This window comes from Nostoc sp. FACHB-110 (assembly GCF_014697425.1).
Taxonomy (GTDB): domain Bacteria; phylum Cyanobacteriota; class Cyanobacteriia; order Cyanobacteriales; family Nostocaceae; genus Nostoc_B.
This window is the reverse complement of sequence record NZ_JACJRU010000006.1, coordinates 190,895-216,197: the sequence shown is the minus strand read 5'-3', so window position 1 is coordinate 216,197 and position 25,303 is coordinate 190,895. Positions and strand designations below refer to the sequence as shown.

Genomic DNA, 25,303 nt, shown 5'->3' with positions numbered 1-25,303 from the left:
CGTCTCTACTTTTATTGGCGATTAATGCTAATCAACTCCGTCAAAATGCTATCTAAGCTACCATTAACTTGAATTTTTTCAATCTTCTCCGCAATTCGCTCTAGCACTTCCAATTCTTTCAAACGCAATGCGACGGGGTTATCTTCCATAACTTTGGCCGTATTTAACATACTGCGAGTTGCAGCAGTTTCTTCACGACGACGTACTACATTGGCTTGGGCTGCTTTTTCCGCTTCTACTACCTTGCTCAAGATGGTTTTAATTTCGCCAGGAAGAATAATATCTTTCACACCGACGGAATCTATTTCAATTCCGTAGTCGGCGGTTTTTTGACGAATGTATTCAAAAATACTCCTATCAATCGCACCTTTATCTTCTAATAACGCATCTAGGCTGCGTTCCCCGACTGCACCACGTAAGGCAAATTGTAGCTCCTTGTATAAGTAGCTAACAATATCGGATAAACCATTTTTAGCCCTGAGAGGATCAAGAATACGGAAACCAGCCGTTAAATTTAAGCGTAACGGTACTTTATCCTTAGATAGGATATCTTGACCAGATACTTCTAAAGTTTGCTGACGTAAATCAAAGACTTCTGTTTGCAAGGAACGTCCGAATATCCACCAAACGTGCTTCCCTGGTTGCAGTTGGGTTTGGAACTCTTGATTGATGTAGAGTAATCCCTGGTGTTGTGCTGGAACTTCGCAGATATGCAAAAAACTGCGGCTTAAAGCCAGAGTTTCTGGTAAACCTGAAACTAACTCAGCAATTAAACCAAATGGCAATGTTGCATCAGTGTTGATGTCAATCACTTCGACTTCCACACCTCGCCAAAATAATTTGCGACTGCATGGCTTGAGGATAGCTATTACTTTACCTTGATATCGAGCGATCGCAACTTGCTGATTTTGTAATTGCACTATCTCGCAATAAGCCGCGACAAACTCAGGATGTCTTTCAATCAATACATCTTCTAAAGGAAAATCTGGATTAGGGATAATTTGGCTGAGAGTGCGAACAGTCACATCTCTATCAACCGCCCAAAAAGCATACTCGCCTGATTCTAGCGGTTGTACAAAGTTATTCTGCACATACAGCAAACCAATTTCATACTCGGAAATGAGGAATTTTTTAATTCCATTCAAAGCAATTCCCCGTAGTTGTTGCACGAACTGGGCGGGTAATGTCAAGCTTTCGTTTAAGTTAAAAAGATGAGTTTCTACTTCAATAAAACCCCGCCAAAAAGCGCGAAGTTGATTTGGGGTAATACTCACCCAATTTTGACCACAGCGTACTAAAGCCGCTTGATTGAATGTAGTTCTTACTACTACAAGATATTCCTGTAATTCTGCACTGTGATTTCGCAGCAATAATTCTAAGTTTTCAATCTTAGCTTCTGGTTGGTTGAGGTCATAGGTTTTAACTTGCCAATGCTTACCAAAATATCTGTAAGTGCCAGGCTGCAAAATTTTCTTAAAATCACTGCGGTGATATAATATGCCAATTTCGTTAGGTTTGATATAAAAAGTTTTCCAGATAGTAATTTGCATAGATAACTTAGGCATTTGTCGCTGACGTAGAAGATTTGATAACAACATTGATAAGTTGCGCCTAGAAAGTTTACCTGGGTTATTTTCCAGCCAACTTTGCGTATATAGCTTTATGTATTACGGTTAATGCTGCCTCTGTAGTTATATATTACATATACTACATTATATTTTAAAACTCTGCAAATGTAGGTATTGACAGTTCAGTTGCGGGCAAATATATCTCCAAAACTGGATTAAGAGTGTTGCTACTTTCTTTAAACTACCCAAAGGTAATCTCAAAAAAGACAACAACCCTCAAATATGCCGTTCAGCTTGCCAACTGGAGGTAAACGAAGGACATACTCAAGTTGAGAAGAAAACATTTGCACAGGCTACTTTACTGTTACTACCAACATCACAAAGTAATGTTAATAGTTAACCTACAATGCAGAGTTTTGATTAAAGTTAAACTGGCTATCGTGACAGGATAGTGTCTTTTGACCCGGACAGGGTTTTTGGTGGCAGAAAGTGGATTTGAACCACTGATCTTCGGGTTAGAAGCCCAACGAGCTAACCAACTGCTCTATTCCGCAAATTTTGTCCTTATACCCGGACAGGGTGGTTAAAAGTACAGGACTCGAACCTGCAACCTATCGATTATAAGTCGATCGCTCTACCAGTGAGCTAACTTTCGGGTGTTTGATATAGGAATCGAACCTACGCCCAATTGATTGTTAGTCAATTGCTCTCCCACTGAGCTAATCAAACTATCGGGTAATGACCTCTTACTCTACGGTATACGCGCAATCCAGTGGTTGGCGCACCAGTCGGGCATAAAGAACCCGAACCATAGTAAAGCAGATGTATTATTACCTTGTAGTTTAATGTAGCATAGGTAAATTAAATTCCGCTTTTGTTAAAAATTAAGTTTTATTGAAGGCTAGTTGATTGATTGCGGTTGTGCGATCGCTAACGATAAGGCAAATTAATTAAATACAAATAAATTCCCCACGCTACAAGGGCAAACATCAAATTTAGTAAAAAGCGACTGGCAATAAATTGCAAAACATTTGGATATAAAAGCTGCGATACACGTAAAGGGCTAACAACTCTCGCTAACAAAAACCAGCCGAAAATAGAATTTCCTCCCAACATCAGAGCAAAGATTACTAGCCCTGTTTGCCAATAACGATGTTGCGGTGTACGCGCCGAAATTAAATTAATTGGGGGTTGACCTTGCACTTTACGCAGTAATTGTTCCAGCCGCCAAAACATCCATAACAAAAAAGGAAATAAACTATAACTCAACAGTTTTAGGGGTTCTGGATATCGCCAAGCAATCGAGAGAACATTTACCAAAGCGTGACAAACAATAGCATTTAGGAAAGTTTTGGCAATTGAAATTGGGCGGGGAGTAGGGATGTTCCTATTTTTAGAGAAATAAAACCCCAGGGCGTAACCCCAAGGTGCAGAAAACATAGCGTGGACTGGCGTGCCAATAGTACGGTCAATAAATGAGGCTGTACCACGGTAAAAGTAAATCCAGTTTTCTTCGGCGGTGAAGCCTAAAGCAACTGCAATAGTAAATAAAAAAACGGTGCTGGGGCGTAATTGATATTTACGTTGCAAATAGATTGTGGGAAGAACTACAGCAGCTAACTTACAGCCTTCTTCAATTGGGCCGATTTCTACCAGTTGTCTTAAGGTTACACCAACAAGCGATCGCTGATGTTGCCAACCTACAAACGAGTGAACAAGCGTTTCAAAACCCAATTCTAAATTAAGGGCAATAACACCAGATATTGCCCCAAAAACAAAGAACCATAGCAAACGTAAGTAAAAAGGAGCAAATGCAACCCGGCGATAGTAATAGCCTAAAAACAGCAGTGGTGGAATTACTGCCCACAGCAGTAAAGCTAAATTACTCACGCACCTGTGCAATTACAGTCCGGTGACGGGGGCTATTGCTAGTGATAGTAGGTGTGTGAAAACCAGCTTCTACAAGTGCTTGCCCAATATCCAAGCTGAAATACTCATCTAAATATGGTTCGGTACTTTTGAGCAACGTCAAAATGTAGGGCGGCATTTTTTTGTAAATTTCAGATTGAGGATTCATATCCATGATTGCCAAATGACCATCAGGACGCAACAGCCGCCGCGCTTCAGCAAAAATCTGGCGGGTGGGAACTTGGGGTAACTCATGGCAAAGCAAAAATATGGAAACTAAATCAAATGAGGCATCTGGTAGCCCTGTCGATTCAGCCGCCGCATGAACCCAATCTATATTTGCTTGTCGCTGTTGGGCGCGGTAATTAGCAACAGCTAAGAAATAAGGAGATAAATCTAAGCCTGTGATTTTGGCTTGGGGATAAACTTCCTGTAAAGAAAAAGTACTTAAACCTACACCACAGGCTAAGTCTAAAATATCTTGGGGCGAATTGGGCAGTTGTGCTTTGAGTATTTCATGATAACTTTGGCGCAGTTGAGCATCTCCTTTCGCTCCAGTATCCTGCCAAATTCCTGCATGAACAGTACGAGCTGCAACTTCTAACTCAAAAGCTGGTTTCCAACCAAGATTTCCGTCTTCGTAGGCGTGGAATTCATGGAAATAGTAATCTGGGTAGGAAACTTGAGGATTTTGAATTTGCGTTAAATCTGTAGACCAATCACGAGCTTGTAATTTCTCTACTTCTTTTGTCCAAGGTACGCCAATTCTTTCAGCACGTTTAATCATCATTTGGCGGGCTTGGTGCTTGGCGAGGTTCGCTAAAGGCTTGATTGCCAAAATGCCATTTACCAAGTTGACAGCCAAGTTAGGAGAATTTTGTACAGCAGCAGTCATAAGTTAATTTGCATTTAACAGCCTTTTTTAACTTATGACATAACTCCGGCAAGGGAGTCTAGCAATCGATTAAGTTGCGTCAAGTTTTGTTATTTTTTCAGCTATATAGCAATCTTGGGATATTTTTTAGCCCTCGATGATGCTGCGGTTTCCTGGGAAACAATCAGATGCTGTAGATTGAAACTATCAGGACTTACGCACAAGCTACGGAAAATCGAACCACAGAGGCGCAGAGTTCACGGAGAAATGAGAGTTTGAGAGATATTTTGCGTAAGTCCTAACTATATTGATTAAGTTCAGTGTACTTACCTATCAAAATAGTTGACAGACATCTACCCTAAGTTATAGCTTATGTAAATTACACAGCTTGATAGTTGGTTGTTTTCAGCAGTGTAAACATGAAACTCTCAATGACTACTATCTTTGTCAATTTATAAGGATACATTACATAAATTAAAAATTATGAAATTACATTTATCAGTATTTATCCAAGCATATGGATAAAATTTGTTCTGTTATAGCTACCCTAGTGCTACCGCAGATATCGGTTGGATTTTTGGCAAAGATGGCAACAATATAAAAATCATTATGCGTAGACAGGCAGCTTTATCTTTATTTCTAGGCGTATTAACAAGTTCTAGCTGCTTTATCTTCAGTGTAGCAGCTCAAGTTCCAGCTACTTCGCGGCAGTCCTCAATTGATAGTGAAGCTCAAGCTGCTAGTTGGTTTAAAGCCCATTACTCGCAGCCAGCCGCTTTACGGGCATTTGTACAGCGAATGCCGAAGGGCGGAGATATTCACAGTCATCTCAGTGGGGCTGTGTATGCAGAACATTATTTAGAGTGGGCTGCAACTGATGGGTATTGTGTGAATCCACAAGCGGGAACTTTAGTTGAACCCAAGGCTTGCAGTCAGGACAGTAGCTATTTTCCCGCCTCAGAATTGTTCAACCGAACATCTGTTTATGATTCCCTCATAAATCGTTGGTCTACTCGTAACCTCCAATTTGCCGGAAAATCGGGACACGACCAATTTTTTGAAGCGTTTGCGGGATTTGGGACAATATCCGATTCTGCCACCCGTCGGGATGATATGGTCGCGTCAGTAGCAAATCGGGCAGCTTCGCAGCATATTACCTATCTAGAGTTAATGCTGACTGTTCAGGGCAGTGAAGTGCGACAGCTAGGGCGTGAAGTGGGCTGGAATCAAGATTTACAAAAAATGCACGAGCTATTGCTCGCACGAGGATTAACAAAGCTAGTAACAATCGGTAGCCAGCAAATTGCGCAGTTGGAGAGTGAAGTTACGAAAACACTCGGTTGCGGCACTCCATCAGCACAGCCTGGATGTACAGTCACGGTGCGCTATTTGCAGCAAACCACAAGAACAAAATCACCTGTTGAAGTATTTGCTCAGTTAGCTTATGCTTTTGCATTGGCTTCATCGTCTAAGCAGGTAGTTGGGATCAATCTTGTTGCCCCAGAAGATAATCCGATCGCACTACGCGACTACACCCTACAAATGCAGATGCTACAATTTCTCAAACGTCAATATCCCAATGTTAAGGTTTCACTTCATGCCGGAGAGTTAACTTTGGGGTTAGTGCCAACTGAGCATTTACGTTTTCATATTCGGCAAGCTGTAGAAGTAGCACAGGCATCTCGCATTGGACATGGGGTAGATATTCTTTTTGAAGAGCGTCCTTTTGAGTTGATGAAGCAAATGCAACAACGCGGTGTGTTGGTTGAAATTTGCCTGACTAGTAATGAGGTGATTTTGAATGTCAAGGGAGATAATCATCCTTTTAGGGAGTATTGGAAGGCTGGAGTCCCAATGACCCTTGCTTCCGATGATGAAGGTATTTCTCGCATTGATTTGAGTAATGAGTATCTGTTAGCAGCAACCAGATATGGGCTAGGATATCAAGACCTCAAGCGACTGGCTCGCAATAGCTTAGAATATAGTTTCGCTCCGGGAAATAGTCTTTGGAAGTCGCCGGAATTTAAGACAATGGTTGGAGCTTGTGCCAGCGATACCCCTGGTAAAACATCTATTTCTGCTGAGTGTAGTGCTTTTTTACGGCAAAGCGATCGCGCGCGGATTCAATGGCAGTTAGAATCAGAATTTGCTCAGTTTGAGTCATTGCAAAATTGGCTTTGATCAACCTCTAATTTTCCTCAGGTTTGAAACCCCGACCAATGCTATCGCCCTCAAAGGCGGGCTTTTCAAGGGTAAGGTGTACAAAAATATAGCTTTCTCTTCCCCCACACCCCACACAAAACACCACTAACCCTGTTTTTTGCTCAATGCAAGGAAAAAGCAAAAAGAAAAAATTTCACACTTCACACTTCACACTTCACACTTCACACTTCACACTTCATACTTCATACTTCTCCTCTGTTCCCTTTAATTGTTTAAAAGGTCGATAATGTAAATAAATGTAAAAACTTCTCAGGCAGGTCAGATTTATTCATGCGCGTAATTTTGATGACTGGCAAAGGCGGTGTAGGAAAAACCTCCGTTGCTGCCGCTACGGGGCTGCGTTGTGCAGAACTAGGCTATCGCACACTAGTTTTGAGTACAGATCCGGCACACTCGTTAGCTGACAGTTTCGATCTGGAACTAGAACACGCACCCCGGCAAATTCGCCCTAACTTATGGGGTGCAGAACTTGATGCCCTGCAAGAACTCGAAGGCAACTGGGGTGCTGTCAAACGATACATTACTCAAGTTTTGCAGGCTCGGGGTTTAGAAGGAGTACAAGCGGAAGAATTGGCAATTTTACCAGGCATGGATGAAATTTTTAGCTTGGTGAGAATGAAACGCCACTACGATGAAGGGGATTTTGATGTATTAATTATTGATTCAGCCCCAACTGGCACAGCTTTACGCCTTTTGAGTTTACCGGAAGTTGGCGGTTGGTATATGCGCCGCTTTTACAAACCGTTTCAAAGCATCTCTGTAGCCTTGCGTCCTTTAGTTGAACCCATTTTTAAACCAATTGCTGGTTTTTCTTTGCCCGATAAAGAGGTTATGGATGCACCTTACGAGTTTTATGAACAAATAGAAGCTTTGGAAAAAGTCTTAACAGACAATACCCAAACTTCTGTGCGTCTGGTGACGAATCCCGAAAAAATGGTGATCAAAGAATCGCTACGCGCTCATGCCTATTTAAGTTTATATAATGTTGCCACTGATTTAGTCGTTGCTAATCGCATCATTCCTCCAGAAGTAGAAGATCCCTTCTTCCAAATTTGGAAACAAAATCAAGAGCAATATCGACAAGAAATTCATGAAAATTTTCATCCCTTACCAGTTAAAGAAGTACCTCTTTTCTCCGAGGAAATGTGTGGGTTAGCAGCTTTAGAACGTCTCAAAGACATTCTTTATCAAGATGAAGACCCCAGCCAAGTTTACTACAAAGAAACAACACTCAGAGTTGTACAAGAGGACAATCAATACAGTTTAGAACTGTATTTACCGGGGATTCCCAAAAATCAAATTCAACTGAGTAAAACAGGTGATGAATTAAACATTACTATTGGCAATCATCGCCGCAATCTCGTGCTGCCACAAGCATTAGCAGCACTCCAACCTGGTGGAGCTAAGATGGAAGATGATTATTTGAGAATTCGTTTTGTTGATAGTGCCAGAGTTTAGTTTTGCGTTTTTAATCACGTTTCAATAAATCCTAAAGTTTCCAGGTAGAGATATAAAAGTTTATATCTCTACTTTTTTATTACTATCGATAATAACTAATTAATTAAACTTTGCTTTACACGAAACTTGATTGAAAAAAGTCAATTGTTTGGGAACCTATGAAGAAAATAAATAATATAAATATATGTAACAGAAACATAAGAGTATTTACTGTATTTTGACCGTGGTTTTACTGTGGACAAAAAGATTGAAAAAAATTCACAATAATTTCAGATTTATGACTCACTATTTATTTTTCTGAAATTTATTAAATTTAACAGCAATGTCTTCAATAACTGATACAAACTTGTGGACAAAACAAAATCAAGAAGTTGTCTTACGGCGCATTATTAACCGGATTCGACAAACATTAGATATAAAAGAAATTCTCTCCACAACCACGGCAGAAGTACGGAATTTCCTGGGAACTGACCGAGTGATGATTTATCAGTTTCATACTGATGGTAGTGGCGAAGTTGTTGGTGAGTCAATTTACGAACATCGTTTACCTTCGCTATTGGGGCTAAATTTTCCGGCTGATGATATTCCACCACACGCGCGAGAACTGTTTGTTCGATGTAAGGTGCGTTCAATTGTGGATGTGGAGACGCAACAGATTGGTCATAGTTCAGTGACAATGTTGGCAACCGGAGAAATTCATCCCGAGAATATCCGTTATCGCCCTGTAGATCCTTGCCATGCGGAATATTTAACGGCAATGGGCGTAAAGTCTTGTATGGTAACACCGATTTTTGATGGCGATCAACTGTGGGGATTGCTGGTATCTCATCATTCGGCAGCAATTTCTCTTGCCGAAGCAGAGTTAGAAGTCATACAAATGGTAGTAGATCAATTATCGATCGCCATCGCCCACAGCAATCTGCTAGCGCAAACCCATGCTAAAGCGGAACGAGAAAGTTTAATTAATCGCATTGCGAGCTTACTGCATTCCCTACCTACCATTGTTCTGCAACCTGCCTTAGAAGAAACTGTCGCCGCTTTTCAAGGTTCTGGAGGTAGACTCTGCCTGAGAAATGAAGCTTTTCAACAGTCAAATGGTGGTGTGAAAAGCCTAGCCGAATGTTTAATTCCAGGTAGTAACTGCATTAAGGTTTATACCTGCGGAAAACAACCGGAAATTCCCGAAGATACGATCTATCCATTAATGGAGCAGTATAACGTCTGGCAAGAGCATTATAAATCAGGTAACTATGACGTTTGGGCGATCGCCGACATTTATCAAACTCCCAATTTGCGAGCTTTGCAACTAGCTTTTCAACCAACTAAAATTCGCAGTATCTTAATGATCCCACTCCAGTATCGTCAACAATTGGTGGGTTACTTAAGCATTTTCCGAGATGAAATCGATACCGAAACTCTCTGGGCTGGTAAAATTGATAGCGATCGCCGTCAATTATTTCCCCGGATGTCGTTTGATGTCTGGCGAGAATTCAAAAAAGCACAACCCCAGCAATGGCAAGAAACCGAAATTCAATTCGCCAGAGAAATTGCTCAACACTTTGCCTCAGCTATTCAACAACAAGAACTCTATCAACAAGTACAAGCTTTTAATCTGAATTTAGAACATCAAGTCAAAAGACGCACAGTTGATTTGCAACGCACTTATGAACAACAACAAGCGGTATTTGGTGTCATTGCCAAAATTCGTGAGTCTTTAAATACTGATACGATATTTCAAATCACCACCAAAGAAGTGTGTCAGTTACTCAAAGCAGATCGCGTTTCTGTTTATCGCTTTACGCCTGAGTGGGGTGGTGAATTTGTCGGCGACTTTGAAGCAACTAGCCCCAACTGGACAAATGAATCCAAAATTGCGGTCAATACAATTTGGAATGACACTTATCTCCAACAAACCGAGGGAGGCCGTTACCGCCACAATGAAACATTTGCGGTAGATGATATTTATAAAATGGGGTTTACCCAGTGTCATATCGAAAATTTGGAATATTACCAAATTCATGCTTTTGTTTTAGCACCGATATTTGTTGGGCAGAAACTTTGGGGGATACTTTGTACCTATCAACATTCCGGCCCCCGCGAATGGAAATCTTCAGAAGTCAACTTCCTCAGTCAAATTGCGGCCCAACTGGGAATCGCACTCCAACAAGCTGAGTTACTTATGCAAACTCAGCAGCAGGCGGCAGATTTACGCAAAGCCGCCGAACAACGGCAGATATTGTTTGAAGTCGTCAGCAAACTCAGAGAATCTTTAGATTTAGATACTATTTTTGCTGCTACGGCGCGTGAGGTGCGCCGCACCTTAAATGCCGATAGAGTTGTAGTTTACCGTTTTGATTCTGAGGCTGAATTAGATGATGGGGAAATAGTTTCAGAGGATATTTTGCCAGGGTTTATTTCTGGTATGTCTTTAAAAATTAGAGATACCTGCTTTAAGCAAAAATATGTTGCCTTTCATCGCCAAGGAAGAGTCCATGTGATTACAGATATTCATCATTCGGGACTCAATCTTTGTTATTTGAAAATGTTGGAGAGACTGCAAGTTCAAGCTAATTTAGTTGTACCTCTAGTCAAAGGGAATGAACTTTGGGGTTTGTTGTGTATTCATCAGTGCGCTCAACCTCGGGAATGGGAAGTTGTAGAAATTCAGTTTGCCACTCAAGTAGCAGCACAGCTTTCTGTAGCACTAGAGCAAGCTGATTTACTCACGAGAACGCAACAGCAAGCACAGCAATTGTCAGAAGCCTTACATGAATTACAAACAACCCAAACTCAACTCATCCAAACTGAAAAAATGTCTTCATTGGGTCAGTTAGTCGCGGGTGTAGCTCATGAAATTAACAATCCGGTAAATTTTATTTATGGAAATCTTGCTCATATTCGGGAATATACTGATGATTTGGTAAGTATGCTGCATCTGTATCAGCAGCATTATCCCCGGCCTCATCCAGAAATTTGCGATCGCGCCGAAACCATAGATTTAGAATTCCTGACTGAAGATATGCCAAAAACTTTATCTTCTATGCACATTGGTGTCGAACGCATTCGTCAAATTGTCATGTCCTTGCGTAATTTCTCCCGCCTGGATGAAGCTGAAATGAAGGTAGTAGATATTCATGAAGGCATTGATAGTACACTGTTGATTTTACAGCACCGCTTGAAATCAAAATCTGACAGTTTGAATATTGAAGTAGTCAAACAGTATGGTAACTTACCGTTGGTAGAGTGCTTTGCAGGGCAGCTAAATCAAGTATTTATGAATGTGTTGAGTAATGCGATCGATGCGTTTGAGTATCACCAAAACTCCATCGCCAATACCCATCAACATCAAATTACTATTCAGACAGCCAGCAGCAAGATGAAAGAAAATATGCCCAGCGTAGTCATTTCCATCAAAGATAATGGCTTAGGTATACCTGAAGCTGTCAAAAATCGCGTATTCGATCCATTTTTTACTACTAAACCAGTAGGCAAGGGTACAGGCTTGGGGTTATCTATTAGTTATCAAATTGTCGTAGAAAAGCACGGTGGGACATTTAAATGTGAATCCCACGTAGGGTATGGCACAGAATTTCAGATTGAAATTCCGATTAAGCAAAGTATTCATACATAAACTGCTGCTAGTCTGGTAATATATCCAAATCAAAATTCAGAGTGAATGCTTGTATTGATAGTATTTGGCTAACTCGTCCCGCAACTACCATAGCACCGGAACTGATTGGCTGTACTCTAGTCAGACTCATGCCCGATGGCAGTATTGTGCGAGGAATGATAGTAGAAACAGAAGCATACACCCCTGAAGATCCAGCAATGCACGCTTATCGTGGAAAAACTAAGCGCAATCAGGTAATGTTTGGTGCGGCGGGTAAAGCTTATGTCTATTTAATTTATGGTATTTATCATTGTTTTAATGTGGTAACAGACCGAGATGGAGTTGCCAGTGCTGTACTTGTGCGCGCCCTTGAGTTAGATAAAATACCTACTTGGGTTGAACTGAAAGATACTTTAAAACCTCATCGAATTGCGGCTGGGCCTGGTAAACTTTGCCGTGCTTTGAAAATTGACTTGACATTAAATGCCACAGATTTACAGTTTGGTCAACCTTTATGGTTAGAACATCGCCCTCCAGAATTCCAACAACAGTTAGAAGCGGGACAGCTGAGTTTAATGCAAACTACCCGTATCGGTTTAACTAAAGGTGTAGATTTACCGTGGCGTTGGTATTTATTGAATAGTGCGGCTGTGTCTAAGAAATAACGGCTATACCGGAACTGCTGAGAAATTAAAAAGTCTTGTAATTTCCTCACGGCCTTGGTTGTTGCTATAACATTAGATGCGGCGCGTTACTGTTCGGGAGTGCAAAATGTCAAAACAGCGTGGTCAAAAAATCGCACCTACACCCATATCATCTGATATTGGGGTAGTTGACTTAATCAATAATTACTTCACAGCCTACAACTCAGCGCGTTTGCGGGAAGTTTGCCAACTATTAAGTAAAGATGTATTTCAAGATGGCGTGACGGTGGGAGTTAGTCTTTCTGGGGCGATGACACCAGCCGGATTTGGGGTTTCAGCACTAGCTCCCTTAATTCGCAATGGTTTTATCGACTGGATGATTAGCACTGGGGCGAATTTATACCATGATATGCATTATGGCTTAGGCTTTGAATTATTCGCTGGTAATCCCTTTGTGGATGATGTCAAACTGCGTGAAGAAGGCACTATCCGCATTTATGACATTGTATTTGGCTACGATGTATTATTAGAAACCGATGCGTTCATTCGCAAAATTTTGCAAGCCGAACCTTTTCAAAAGCGGATGGGAACAGCAGAATTTCACTATCTTTTAGGTAAGTATGTCCGGGAAGTGGAAAAACAATTGGGTGTGCAGCATTCTTGCTTGCTGGCTACAGCTTATGAGTGTGGCGTACCAATTTACACATCTTCACCTGGGGATAGTTCCATTGGGATGAACGTTGCGGCGTTGGCGTTAGAAGGTTCGCAATTAATCTTAGACCCAGCAATTGATGTGAACGAGACAGCTGCGATCGCCTACAATGCTAGAGAGGAAAATGGTAAAAGCGCGGCGGTGATTCTTGGTGGTGGTAGTCCCAAGAATTTCTTACTGCAAACTCAACCACAAATTCATGAAGTACTAGGTTTAGAAGAACGCGGACATGATTTCTTTGTCCAGTTTACAGATGCACGTCCTGATACTGGTGGTTTGTCGGGGGCGACTCCATCAGAAGCGGTTAGCTGGGGTAAGATTGACCCAGAAGAATTACCCAGCACCATTGTTTGTTATACCGATAGCACAATTGCTTTACCATTAGTCACAGCATATACATTAAATCAATGTTCGCCTCGTCCGTTAAAACGGTTGTACGATCAGCGAGAAGCAATCTTCAGCAAACTGCAAAAAGATTACTTAGCCGCTAAAACGCAATCATCCTCTCAAGTACCTGCTGCTGTAGCCGAAGAAGCAGCGCAAGGTGTAGCAACTTATCCTTGTGGTAGATTGATTCCGAATCATCAGTAAATAAAAAGGTAAAAGTCAAAAGGTAAAAGTCAAAATTTCAAAACTTTTGCCTTTTTACTTTTTACTTTTTCCTTGTAAAAGGTAAGTTGTAATTTTTTGCTGATTGGAAATGACAATTTCATCCTGTTTTTCTAGCACAAATTCATCGCGGATTTGGGCGTAAGCAGAGGAGGTTACTTGGATAGTATCAGCTAAACTTTGTCCTTCTACGGATCTGGCAATATTAATAGTATCCATTAAACCATTGGCTGCGGCTGTGATAGTTCCCGTGTGGATACCGATGCAGAGTTTGAGATTTTGTTGATTTTCTTGATTAAATTTAGCGATCGCAGCTTGCATATCCAAGGCCATTCGCGCTATTGCTTGGGTATGATCTTGGCGTTTTTTCGGTAATCCACCAATCACTACATAAGCTTCATTAATCGTTTGGACTTTTTCTAAACCATACTGAGTGCAAAGACGGTCAAAAGCAGCAAAAATCGGACTGAGTAAATTCACCATTTGCATCGCACTGCTTAAAGTCACAATTTCATTTAAGCCGACGATATCTGCACATAAAACAGTGATATTAATTTCATCAGCTGCTGCGCTAGCTATTTCTGGTTGTAAAGTGTCAGTTACAAATGCTGGTATTTTTGTTTGCCATAGTTTTTCTGTTTTCTCTTGCTGATGCTGCAAGGCTGCTTCTATTTCTACTTTTTGAGTAATGTTGCGAAAAATCCCGCGAGTGGCTACTGGCTTACCATGAACAAATTTACAGTTAACATTACCTTCTAAAAACACTGTTTGACCATTTTTGCCAATAAAAGCCGTTTGCACGTTTTCTAATTGTTCTCCTGACATTAAACGATAAAACATTTGCCGACAGTGTTCTTTAAAATCAGGATGAATAATATCAAAAATATTTAGTTTGGCAACTTCATTATCAGTATAACCGAGAGTTTTACACCATGCTTTATTAACATATAAAAACTTACCATAAGGATTAACAGATTGAATTAAATCATTCGCATTTTCGCATATATCCCGATATCGATATTCACTTTCTAGCAAATCCTCTTCGGCTTGTTTCCGTTTCATAAATTGCGAGATTTGATTACCAACTGAACCCATCATTTGCAATAAATCTGTATCTTTTGGCTGCAAATCTCGGCTAAAAAATGTCATCACTCCTAATATTTTATTGTCATCTAAAATTGGAAATCCAAATGCCGAACGTAACCCAGCAACTCTAGCAGTTGACTGACGCTGTGAGTCTTCATAATCCGATAGATTTTGAATCCATAAGGGAGAATTTTTACTCCAAATCTGCCCAGGTAATCCTATACCAGATTGATATGTAGTTTGCCATGTCACTGCTTTAAATTCACGCACAGATACGAGTCGGCTAGAATAAATTTCTACACACCTTAATACAGCATTTTCATTATCTTCTGGCGCATGGGTACTGATATATTGGTTAGTTGTCCATAACTCACCTACATCCCACTCTAAACTTTGACAGATAGCTTGCAATATTTGTGGCATTGCCTGTTTAATATTTTGTGATTCTGAGAGAATGCGCGTAATTGCATATTGGGCATTAATCCTTTGTTCCCGACTTTGACGACCAGTAATATCTCGACCAATGTAAATAATGTCTTCTAAAATTTCATTTTTTTTCTGCATCACAGCGCAAGAAAAGGCTATTAAAACTTTTTCACCAGTTTTCTTGCGACAGACTACTTCAAAGTTTTGTAAATCACGATTGATTTTACTGTAGTGATTAAGAATTCTCAGTAACAAAAAATTGTCATCAAATATTAAAGATATTGGTTGATTAATTAATTCTGCTTCTGTAAAGTTAAATAATTTTTGAGCGGCTGGATTTACTCTTTTAATTTTTCCAGAATTACTAGTTACCAATAAAGCATCTGCCATTGAATGGATAACCGTATCCATATAATTTTTATATGCAACTAATGTCATGGAGAGAATACTAGCTGCATTTGTTAGTTTGGATATATTTTGATTATTGGTGATGATATGGGTTACGTCTTCCAGGAAAATAATCAATTTGGCATCATCAATATTTTCGCTAATTTCCCTAGTAATATAAATATTGATATAAATTGTGTTTTGATGCTCAAAATCGCGTTTAATCTCTGTTAATTCAAAGGTCTCTTGTTGACCTTGCAAAATAGATTGCAAAACATCTTCTAAGCCAGCTAATTCAGGAAAACCCACGCGAATATCTCTACCTACTTTTACCTCTTCAGGTAGAAATGCCAGGCAATGTGCCTGTTGAGATTTATCTAAAAGGCAAAAATTACGATCTATTTCTAAGTGTTCAAATTTACGTAAAGTGGAATATTTATTGAAGATTTGCTCTACTACCTCGTATTTCATTATAACTTCAGGTAAAGGATGCAATTATTTTGACAATGGCTTTTCCAGAAACACAGCATTACCAAGGGAACAACTAGAGACTGTCTTAAGTGTTAGCCGAATAAGTTTATTTTGGGATTTTCTGCACACAGCTAAAGATTTAATTCTTGAGCTTGATATTCATACTCCAGCACCACTTTTAATTTTATAGGTTATTTTTCCAAATATCCTCTGAATCTGTGAACTCAGCCAGAGTCAGTATTTTCGGCAGCGTTGGTTATGAATTTGGTTAGTTTTGCGATCGCCTAATTAATTCATCTCATCAGAGTAAAAATATGTCAGTTCATTTAGTAATTTCACTAACTTTATGCATATTTATGCAAAAAATTTTAAAAGTTATTATCTGACTGTATTTAGCCATAAAAAAGAAAAATCAAGATTTTCAAGATGCAGTGGTGGATGTATCTACCAATTTTCCACTTTTATACCCATAAACCCAGCCTGATGACAAAATCTGAGTGTCTCAGCCTAAATTTATCACCCACTATGAAAAAAGCTGGATATGTTGACATTATGCTCATCAACCGTCAAGCTATTTCCAAGGGGTGGTGGCTAGCTAATTAGCAACAACAGCCAAAAACTCCTAGTCTTAGAATAAACTAGTAAAGTGCGTAATAAAAATTTACGCGCATTTTTTTACGTTTTGAGGAACTTATGACCGCAACTTCTCCCCGATTAAAGCACGAGGTTAAAGACCTCGCCCTCGCTCCCTTGGGAAGACAGCGCATTGAATGGGCTGGACGAGAAATGCCGGTTTTGCGGCAAATACGGGATCGCTTTGCCCAAGAAAAGCCTTTTGCAGGGTTGCGCCTGGTGGCTTGCGCCCACGTCACAACAGAAACAGCACATCTGGCCATTGCACTTAAAGCTGGCGGTGCAGATGCAGTTTTAATTGCAAGTAACCCCTTATCAACTCAAGATGACGTAGCAGCTAGTCTCGTTGTCGATCATGAAATACCTGTCTTTGCTATCAAAGGCGAAGATAACGAAACTTATAACCGCCACGTTCAAATTGCTTTAGACCACCGTCCTAACATCATCATTGACGATGGTAGTGATGTAGTTGCTACTTTAGTTCAGCAACGTCAACATCAAATTGCTGATTTAATCGGTACTACAGAAGAAACCACAACGGGAATTGTGCGCTTACGCGCTATGTTCAAAGATGGCGTTCTCACATTCCCCGCAGTCAACGTTAACGATGCAGACACAAAGCATTTCTTTGACAATCGCTACGGTACTGGACAATCAACTCTAGATGGGATTATCCGGGCGACAAATATTCTCTTAGCTGGCAAAACTATTGTTGTTGCTGGTTATGGCTGGTGCGGTAAAGGTACAGCACTCCGCGCCCGTGGTTTAGGTGCTAACGTCATTGTCACCGAAATTGACCCCATCAAAGCAATTGAAGCAGTGATGGATGGCTTCCGCGTATTACCAATGGCTGAAGCTGCACCTCAAGGTGATTTGTTTATTACTGTGACTGGTAACAAGCACGTTATTCGTGGCGAACATTTTGATGTCATGAAAGACGGTGCAATTGTTTGTAACTCCGGTCACTTTGATATTGAACTTGACTTGAAATATTTAGCTAGCCAAGCTCAAGAAATCAAGCTAGTTCGCCCCTTTACCGAACAATATCAACTCAAGAGTGGTAAATCTGTAATTGTTTTAGGTGAAGGACGCTTAGTTAACCTCGCCGCCGCCGAAGGACATCCTAGCGCGGTAATGGATATGAGCTTTGCAAACCAAGCATTGGCTTGTGAATACTTGGTGAAGAATAAAGGTAATTTGGAACCTGGTTTGCACTCTATTCCTACTGAAGTAGATCAAGAAATTGCGCGGTTGAAGTTGCAAGCTATTGGTATTCATATCGATAGCTTAACAGCAGATCAAATTGAATACATCAACTCTTGGACTAGTGGAACCTAAACTCTAACTAGAAATGACTAAGAGATAAAAATAACAGAGGTGCTGCAATGCAGTGCCTCTTTTATTTTAAGATTGACAAAATGAGCCAAAACTCATATTTAATTTTTCTAGATTTTCCCTACACCCTTGAATAAATTAAACCATGTGTTGCAAACGGGATAATCGCTCTGAATAATTTTTGATCACATTCAGTGCAAACATAGGTGTTTCTTGAACGGCGAAGAGAAACCTTCTTTCATCTAGGTAAGCAAGTTTGCAGTCTGTTTTAGCGATCGCAGTATATGTGCGATTTTTAATTCCTACTAGCACTCCAGTCCCAAAAATATCACCAGCTGTGATTGTTTCTACAATTTTATTATTAATTGATATATCTACTTCTCCCTCAACAATACCAAACATAAATTCACCAGAATCTCCTTCTTCAAAGATGACTTGTCCAGCGGAATATGCTTGAGGATTTGGTTGTTTTTGGAAGATACTAACTGTAACTACAGGGCTTAACATCAGAACAATACCAAAATTTTGTGATTTAAAAATTTTTTGGTTATGTAATCCAAAACCGAGTTAAGTATACTACTTTCTGTTTATCAGACTACAATCGTAGTTTTGCAATCGGTATCTGATTATAGCAATTCTGTCTAATCTATCAACTACTTATTCAGTTAGAAAATTAGTATTCCAGAGGTTTATAACTCGTTTATATATGCTATAGCAATTTTATCAAAATAGAATTCCAGTGCCTGACTCTTATATTCTGTTTTGATAACTTTAGATACTTACATTTTATGTAGAATTATCCCTTTTTATGAGATATTCATAATTTATCTTTACCAAATATTAATGACTAATGACGGATGAAATGAATATCGCAATCTCGCTAAAATCATGAGCAGTTAAGATTTAAGCTAGGGATTGAATATGCATCGTGCTTTAGACTTTATGTTATTAGCTTTTTGTAGCAGTATTTGGTTTTTGCTCGGAATGCTATCAGCGATCGCATCACCTCGCGTAATATCTAGAGAAGAATCTCCCAGCCAGAAACACCAAAATTTATTGGAAGAATTTGACTGTTTATTTAATGCGCGATCAGTTTATTTGCAATGCGCTGTCAACCCCCAAGAAGATTGCACTCGATGTATTTATTTAGCTGAATATAGGGAATGGTATAAACCTAATTTGTAAACATTAATCATGTAATTGGTATGAGGCAATCCCAATTAAACTTATTTTACGACCCTTGGATGAAATAATAGCTAGTATTTTTACTCAGTTATTTTCAGGTATGAGGAAAGAGGTATTGATTAATTTAAGTTTATTTGTGTCTTGTACTTAGATTAATATCCCCGCTTTAGGAAAAAGTCGGGGATATTGTGATTAATTCAATTATAGCGTTTCCTAGTCTGCTGAAGTACAAATTTCTGCGTACCTCTGCGCTTAACTCTGCGACCCTCTGCGTTTCAAAATATTACCTGTACCTCACTTAACTGGGAATCGCTATAATTATCAGCCACTAATCCAGATTTCAGGGTAAAATATGCTGCACAAAACCATCCACCATTTGGATGTTTTAAAATAGCCTTGCCTAGATATAAATTTTCATCAATCTGCACTAATTGATCTACCAAATCACGAATCAGAAATCGGGGATTTTCTGGTAAATTAAAGTTTAAACTCAAAACCTCAATGTCTGGCTCTAAGAGAGATTGACTAATAGAAGAGTGAAAACTAAATGCTAGCGATCGCCCTCGTGTATCTGGTATATATCTCTCGTAAAAAGGCCAAATTATTTTTCCTAGCAATAACCCATCGTTAGTAAAAATATTATCTCCTGTATTAGTATTCGCATCAAAAACTTTGCCTTGCCAAGGCAACCAAAATTTAGTGACAATATCTAGCCAACTATCTACAACTGGGTTAAAGTTAGCAGTCAAAAACTCACCCCAGTAACGACCATGCAAAAGTGGATTTGGCACTACACCTTGGCGGTAAATATTATCTAAAGCAACCATTCCACCTTTTTGGTTATACTTTAAAAGCTTTCTCGCTGCTTCAAGTTCATCACGAAGATTGAGATTTGCTTGTGTTTGGCTTTCCATGATTAGCCTCATTGAGTTTAGGTATATAAGCTGAATATAATGAAGTGAATGTTAATACCTATAGCCTGCTGACTAGATTTTTTAACTACTCTAAAAAAGAGTAATTCGGGAAATATTTATTGTTAGTCCTTCAACAGACTCCTAGATTAATTATAGTTATTCATTTCTGCATTTGAGGTGACTGCCACCTTGATACACAAGTATGTTCAGTAACTAATCTAGAAGTTCATAGCTAATTTATTTTGAAATTACCAGGCTGATATTCGTTTTATACACTAATTAGTTAGTACAGTGAAGAAATATTGCATCATTCAATGTCTAGACTGACTGTAATTGTAGATTTTTGCCAAATTGGCATCCAAAGTGTTGTGAATACTGATATTGTTTGTATTGTGCAAGGGGTGTACCAGAAGTTGTCCTGACTTTGTTGGGGCAACTTCTCCAAGGAATTTCATGATTGGTATTTGTCGTCACACCTATTGAATGCTGATTTTGTCTAGTGTTGATGAATCCTTGTTCAGACTTGCAGGAGTTAAATAACAAAGAAGAGTTGTAACTATCCAGATTTTTGCTTGACGCGATCGCCACAATACCACCAGAGGCGAGTTATGTCTAGCGGAGGTTGGATGAGCTTGCTTGTTTTTCTAGATTGAGATTGAAGCCTCAACAGATGAGTAAATCAATTGAGGTTAATAAATGATAAAAATTCGATTAAAAATTTACAGTTAGTTAAAATAAACTGCAAATAAATCTTACTAATTATAGAAAATTGATGATTTTTATAAAGTTTTAAGAGTTATCATCGATCCCAAGGAACAAATTAACAACTTGGAAAAAACTGAATCAATGCAGTGAACTATCCCAGGCTTTCTTTTTCAAAACAAAGCAGTCCCATAAATTTAGTTGGCGATATGGGACAAGCAGTACAAATTTCAATTCATCTACCCAGCCAATATATCTGTGCCAACTGCGAACAGATATTACCAGATTGGAAAGAACAACCTTTTTTCTGGGTTGTGATTGTTTTGCAGCGCTCGCAATATGAATTAGTCAAAAGTACGCCAGAAATAGAAAATGAGAAACAACGGTTGCGAGAAAAGTTTATGCGATTTGGTTGTGACTTAGCTTTTAATTTACGCGATCGCGGCTATCTTACAGACCTCATCGATCCACGCACTGGTTATCCTTTACTGTCTCGTCCTGGAGCTATACCTCACAATGATACAGCCGTGGTGAAAGCTTTACTCGGCTATCCCGTCAGAAAAAACAAATGCTGTGTATTAGTTCATCCGATGTGGGGTACAGCAGTTTATCCCAGTGTTTTAATCTCAACCGCGCCGCCAACCCTACTGGAATTGGAGAGTAAAAGTGTCGCCAATCTGCACGGGTGGAACGAAAATATAGAAGACTAATCAAAATCAAAAAAGGAATATCGATAAATATAGGATTTACGCATAAAAGGGTTTTAGTGCATTGCAGATAAGTAAGTCGGTGCAATAAAACCAACCTGTGTGAAGAAAAGTAAATAATGCTCAAACTCTTTCTCCCCCTGCTCCCTGCCCCCTGCCCCCTGCCTTATCCCAACATTGATTATTTACGCCGACCTACTTAATGGCAAGACTAAACGTTGATTGGCTCTCTATTGTTGATGGTGATGTAATCAGTTTTACTATTGGGATATTCACCTTGAGCGAAGGCTAAAGCTCCTTCACCAGTCATTAATCGAGAACCACGTTTGCGGGTCATATAGTTCCACGCCCACTGCATCATGACTAATACTTTGCTATCAAACTCAATCAAGAAGTAGATGTGAATAAATAGCCAGAATATCCATGCAAAGAAGCCATCCATGTTGATTAAGCCTAAATCAACAACGGCTGAATTTTGTCCAATCATGGCGAGACTACCATGATCAGAATATTTAAAGGCTGGCATAGTTTGACCGCGCAGGCGTTTTTTCACGAGGGCGGCAACGTATTCACCTTCTTGGATGGCGACGGGTGCAACACCAGGGAGGGCTTGATTATTTTGGTGAGAGAAGTTAGCTAAGTCTCCCACAACGAAGATATTATTGTATCCCTTAATGCTTAAGTCTGGTTCTACAATAACTCTTCCAGAGCGATCGCACTCGACACCTGTGCGTTGGGCTAACACTTTACCCATTGTCGAACCTTGAACACCTGCAGCCCACAATACAGTTTTTGCGGCAATTTCTTTAAATTCATCGCCTTGCTTCAAGGTAACGATGTCATTTTCAATATTTGTGACGCGGGTTTTGGTATGGATAACTACGCCCAATTTTGCTAAAGATTCTGCGGCTGATTGCGATAGATCGGGTGAAAAAGATGGGAGGATACGATCAGCCCCTTGCAATAGTACAATTCTGGCTTCTGTGGTGCTGATATTGCGGAAATCTTCTTTGAGAGTTTTATAAGCTAATTCTGCGATCGCTCCTGCTAATTCTACTCCTGTCGGGCCACCACCCACAATCACAAAAGTCAACAAAGCACGGCGTTTTTCTGGGTCAATTTCTTTTTCTGCGGCTTCAAATGCGCCAAAAATCCGCCGACGCATTTCTATCGCATCTTCTACAGTTTTTAAACCAGGGGCTAATTCTTCCCAGTTATCTTTACCAAAATAGGAATGCTTTGCACCTGTGGCAACAATTAATGTGTCATATTTTACTACTTTATCTTCCAGCTTAACTTGTTGTGTTTCTGGATCGATATCATTTACTTGTCCCAGTAACACTTTTGTATTTTTGCTTTTGCTGAGTACGGATCTTAATGGTGAGGAAATATCCGCAGGTGATAATGCCCCTGTTGCTACTTGATATAAGAGTGGCTGAAATAAATGAAAGTTACGTTTGTCGATGAGCGTAACATTTACATTTGCATTTTTTAGTGCCTTTGCTGCATAAAGTCCACCAAAGCCACCACCAATAATTACAACCTGATGTGGTTGATGATTCTCAAGTGACACTGGCATAATTAATATTTCCTTGTCTAAGAGATTTGTAACTATTCTTAATGAATATGTAACAAAAATTTGATATTAGTTGTAGTTTAATTTGAACAATTGTAAAAATAATTAAATTAATTCAAGTTACAAATAAATACCCTTCAAGGTAATATTGACTAAACTGCTCAGTTAACTAACTCTGAATGTCAAAGCTAGAGACTCAGGCTTGATAATTATTTCAGGATTTAGTAGAGATTTATGCCTAATAAATTTTCGTTGTAGGCGATCGCTAAAAATACCCAGTTATTGACAATTAAAAACTAACTCATCAGGTTTACAAATAAATGAGTTATAACTCTCAAAAAAATTAAGAAAATTAAATAGTAGAGAAAAATAATATTTTTAGTGCAGAACCTCAACACCCACACCTATCAGCATTCCCTCTTCTAACTATTGATAACCCGCAGCTTGTAAGAAAAATAACCTCGCATATAGTCCGCCAGTTTCTAGCAATTGTTGATGAGTTCCCTGTTCTATGATTTCCCCATTTTCAATTACCAAAATTTTGTCAGCCATTCTGACAGTAGAAAAACGGTGAGAAATTAAAAACACCATCTGATTTTGCGTCAGGGTACGAAAATGATTGAAAATCTCAAATTCAGCTTGCGCGTCAATAGCAGATGTGGGTTCATCTAAGACTAAAATATCGGCTTGAGTACGCATAAAAGCACGAGCCAGGGCGATTTTTTGCCACTGTCCCCCAGACAGTTCTTGTCCACCTTTGAACCATCGCCCTAATTGTGTTTGAAAGCTGTGGGGTAATTTTTCAATAAAAGTTTGCGCTAAACCTTTTTGGGCAGCAATTTGCCAGAGATGTTTGTCTTCTAAATTGTTGACATCTCCTATACCAATGTTTTCACCGACGGTAAATTGATAGCGAACAAAGTTCTGAAAAATTACGCCAATGCGTTTTTGTAATACATCCACATCCCATTCTTGCAAGTCCAAACCATCTAATAAAATTCTGCCGGAGTCTGGGGTGTAGAGTCGGGTGAGTAGTTTAATTAAAGTAGTTTTACCAGAACCATTTTCACCAACAATTGCGAGTTTTTCCCCAGGTTTGAGATGCAGAGAAATATTTTTTAAAGCAGGTTTAGAACTACCAGGATAAGTAAAAGAGACATTTTCAAACCGGATACCATCTTGAGGAAATAAACCTTTAGTAGCCTCACCCCAAGGTTTAGTAACTTTCTCTTCGAGAAAATCATACAGGTTGGATAAATACAAATTGTCTTCATACATCCCACCAATAGAAGTGAGAGCATTGGCAAAAGTAGACTGTCCTTGACGAAAGACGGTGAGATACATTGTCATATCGCCAAGAGAAATTTTACTTGCTACTGCTTCTAAAACAATCCAAGCGTAAGCGATGTAAAAAGCAACAGTACTGACCAAACTTAACAAATAACCCCACATTCCCCGCCGCAAAGTTAAGTCTTTGTCTTCGCTGTAGAGTTGTGTGAATATATTGCGATAACGCTCTAACAGCATCTCGCCTAATTGGTAGAGTTTGATTTCTGTTGCAAAGTCTTCTCGCGCTAAGAGATTTTCAATGTAGTGCTGTTGACGGGTTTCTGGCGCACGCCAGCTAAAAATCCGAAAGGCTTCGCCTGCAAAGCGGGTTTCAGCGATGAATGCAGGCATAGCTGCTAAAATCAAAACTATCACTGCCCAAAATGAGAACTTAATCAGCAAAACACCGTAAGTTATCAAAGAAAGGGCATTTTGTAGTAAGCCAAAAATCCGATTCACTAAAGAAAGGGGACGCACAGAAGCTTCGCGCCTAGCGTTGGTTAACTTATCGTAAAATTCTGAGTCTTCAAATTGACGTAGTTCTAGTGTCAGTGCTTTTTCGAGGATGAGGATATTAACTCTTTGACCTAGTAAAGCCCGCAGTAAAGCTTGACAAACAAGTAAACCGCGCTGACTAGCCGCTAATAAAGCAACTGCGATCGCCTCTAACCCCACGTACACTAAAGGATGATAACCTGTTACTAAGTGACCTTGAGCAGCAGAGACAACTGCATCTACAATCAGCTTACCAATGTAAGCGATCGCTGCTGGTAAAAGTCCTGCGACCAGAGTTAACGCCGCCAGAACCAATGTTAAAGTGCGACTAGTAGTCCACACCAAGTTAATCGCCCGTCCACTGTAGCGGAATACGGACAGTGATTTTCGCAGAGTGTTTCGTGTGTTTTTGATCCCCATTACTTTTATTTATAGCGTATAAACACTCAAA

16 protein-coding genes and 2 tRNA genes are annotated in these 25,303 nt (G+C 39.6%); 8 read left to right on the top strand and 10 right to left on the bottom strand.

Translation table 11 applies throughout. The features are described 5' to 3' along the window. Positions 1-11: 11 nt before the first annotated feature. From H6G69_RS09035 to H6G69_RS09015, 5 genes are all read right to left on the bottom strand, one after another. On the bottom strand, positions 12-1,550 hold the full coding sequence (locus H6G69_RS09035; protein WP_190684852.1) for a slipin family protein: 1,539 nt from the start codon (positions 1,548-1,550) through the stop codon (positions 12-14). A gap of 598 nt (positions 1,551-2,148) precedes the next feature. Beyond that, a tRNA-Ile gene (locus H6G69_RS09030) sits at positions 2,149-2,223 on the bottom strand. A 2-nt stretch (positions 2,224-2,225) separates the two neighbouring features. Further along, positions 2,226-2,297: transfer RNA gene (locus tag H6G69_RS09025), tRNA-Val, on the bottom strand. Positions 2,298-2,498: 201 nt separating this feature from the next. Next, complete coding sequence (locus tag H6G69_RS09020; protein ID WP_190684810.1) at positions 2,499-3,458, bottom strand: PrsW family glutamic-type intramembrane protease; 960 nt, start codon at positions 3,456-3,458, stop codon at positions 2,499-2,501. After that, on the bottom strand, positions 3,451-4,371 hold the full coding sequence (locus tag H6G69_RS09015; RefSeq protein ID WP_190684808.1) for a class I SAM-dependent methyltransferase: 921 nt from the start codon (positions 4,369-4,371) through the stop codon (positions 3,451-3,453). Before H6G69_RS09015 ends, H6G69_RS09020 begins: the two co-directional genes overlap by 8 nt. A 507-nt stretch (positions 4,372-4,878) precedes the next feature. Between H6G69_RS09015 and H6G69_RS09010 the strand changes: the two genes are divergently transcribed. From H6G69_RS09010 to speY, 5 genes are all read left to right on the top strand, one after another. Next, positions 4,879-6,531: an adenosine deaminase gene (locus H6G69_RS09010; protein WP_242072012.1), complete on the top strand. Its 1,653-nt coding sequence runs from the start codon at positions 4,879-4,881 to the stop codon at positions 6,529-6,531. A gap of 312 nt (positions 6,532-6,843) precedes the next feature. Next, on the top strand, positions 6,844-8,031 hold the full coding sequence (locus H6G69_RS09005; RefSeq protein ID WP_190684805.1) for a TRC40/GET3/ArsA family transport-energizing ATPase: 1,188 nt from the start codon (positions 6,844-6,846) through the stop codon (positions 8,029-8,031). A 322-nt stretch (positions 8,032-8,353) separates the two neighbouring features. Continuing rightward, positions 8,354-11,662: a GAF domain-containing protein gene (locus H6G69_RS09000; RefSeq protein WP_190684802.1), complete on the top strand. Its 3,309-nt coding sequence runs from the start codon at positions 8,354-8,356 to the stop codon at positions 11,660-11,662. Between the two features lie 41 nt (positions 11,663-11,703). Beyond that, positions 11,704-12,306 carry a DNA-3-methyladenine glycosylase gene (locus H6G69_RS08995; RefSeq protein ID WP_190684798.1) on the top strand — a complete coding sequence of 201 codons (603 nt, stop codon included), beginning with the start codon at positions 11,704-11,706 and terminating at the stop codon, positions 12,304-12,306. A gap of 106 nt (positions 12,307-12,412) precedes the next feature. Beyond that, a complete protein-coding gene (gene speY / locus H6G69_RS08990) occupies positions 12,413-13,588 on the top strand; it encodes a homospermidine biosynthesis protein (RefSeq protein WP_190684794.1) in 1,176 nt (391 codons plus the stop codon). A gap of 54 nt (positions 13,589-13,642) precedes the next feature. On the opposite strand, the gene H6G69_RS08985 is transcribed toward speY, so the two are convergent. Continuing rightward, positions 13,643-15,976 carry a PAS domain S-box protein gene (locus H6G69_RS08985; protein WP_190684793.1) on the bottom strand — a complete coding sequence of 778 codons (2,334 nt, stop codon included), beginning with the start codon at positions 15,974-15,976 and terminating at the stop codon, positions 13,643-13,645. A gap of 693 nt (positions 15,977-16,669) precedes the next feature. Between H6G69_RS08985 and ahcY the strand changes: the two genes are divergently transcribed. Continuing rightward, a complete protein-coding gene (gene ahcY / locus H6G69_RS08980; protein WP_190684790.1) occupies positions 16,670-17,947 on the top strand; it encodes an adenosylhomocysteinase in 1,278 nt (425 codons plus the stop codon). Between the two features lie 135 nt (positions 17,948-18,082). Here the strand turns inward: ahcY and H6G69_RS08975 are convergent, their stop codons facing one another. Then, positions 18,083-18,451, bottom strand: a complete 369-nt coding sequence (locus H6G69_RS08975) for a cyclic nucleotide-binding domain-containing protein (RefSeq protein ID WP_190684787.1) — start codon at positions 18,449-18,451, stop codon at positions 18,083-18,085. 414 nt (positions 18,452-18,865) lie between these two features. Here H6G69_RS08975 and H6G69_RS08970 point away from each other — a divergent pair, with 414 nt between their 5' ends. Continuing rightward, the gene (locus H6G69_RS08970) at positions 18,866-19,129 is read left to right on the top strand and encodes a DUF6464 family protein (RefSeq protein ID WP_190684784.1); all 264 of its coding nucleotides are present in this window, start codon (positions 18,866-18,868) and stop codon (positions 19,127-19,129) included. A gap of 275 nt (positions 19,130-19,404) precedes the next feature. Here H6G69_RS08970 and H6G69_RS08965 read toward each other — a convergent pair whose 3' ends face one another. Then, a complete protein-coding gene (locus tag H6G69_RS08965; protein WP_190684781.1) occupies positions 19,405-20,043 on the bottom strand; it encodes a hypothetical protein in 639 nt (212 codons plus the stop codon). 911 nt (positions 20,044-20,954) lie between these two features. On the opposite strand from H6G69_RS08965, the gene H6G69_RS08960 reads away from it, so the two are divergent. Beyond that, positions 20,955-21,455 (top strand): methylmalonic aciduria and homocystinuria type D protein, encoded by a 501-nt coding sequence (locus H6G69_RS08960; RefSeq protein ID WP_190684778.1) that lies wholly within the window; start codon positions 20,955-20,957, stop codon positions 21,453-21,455. A 208-nt stretch (positions 21,456-21,663) separates the two neighbouring features. On the opposite strand, the gene H6G69_RS08955 is transcribed toward H6G69_RS08960, so the two are convergent. Both H6G69_RS08955 and H6G69_RS08950 read right to left on the bottom strand, forming a co-directional pair. Beyond that, complete coding sequence (locus H6G69_RS08955; protein WP_190684775.1) at positions 21,664-23,031, bottom strand: NAD(P)/FAD-dependent oxidoreductase; 1,368 nt, start codon at positions 23,029-23,031, stop codon at positions 21,664-21,666. A gap of 423 nt (positions 23,032-23,454) precedes the next feature. Then, a complete protein-coding gene (locus H6G69_RS08950) occupies positions 23,455-25,272 on the bottom strand; it encodes an ABC transporter ATP-binding protein (RefSeq protein ID WP_190684772.1) in 1,818 nt (605 codons plus the stop codon). Between the last annotated feature and the right edge of the window lie 31 nt (positions 25,273-25,303).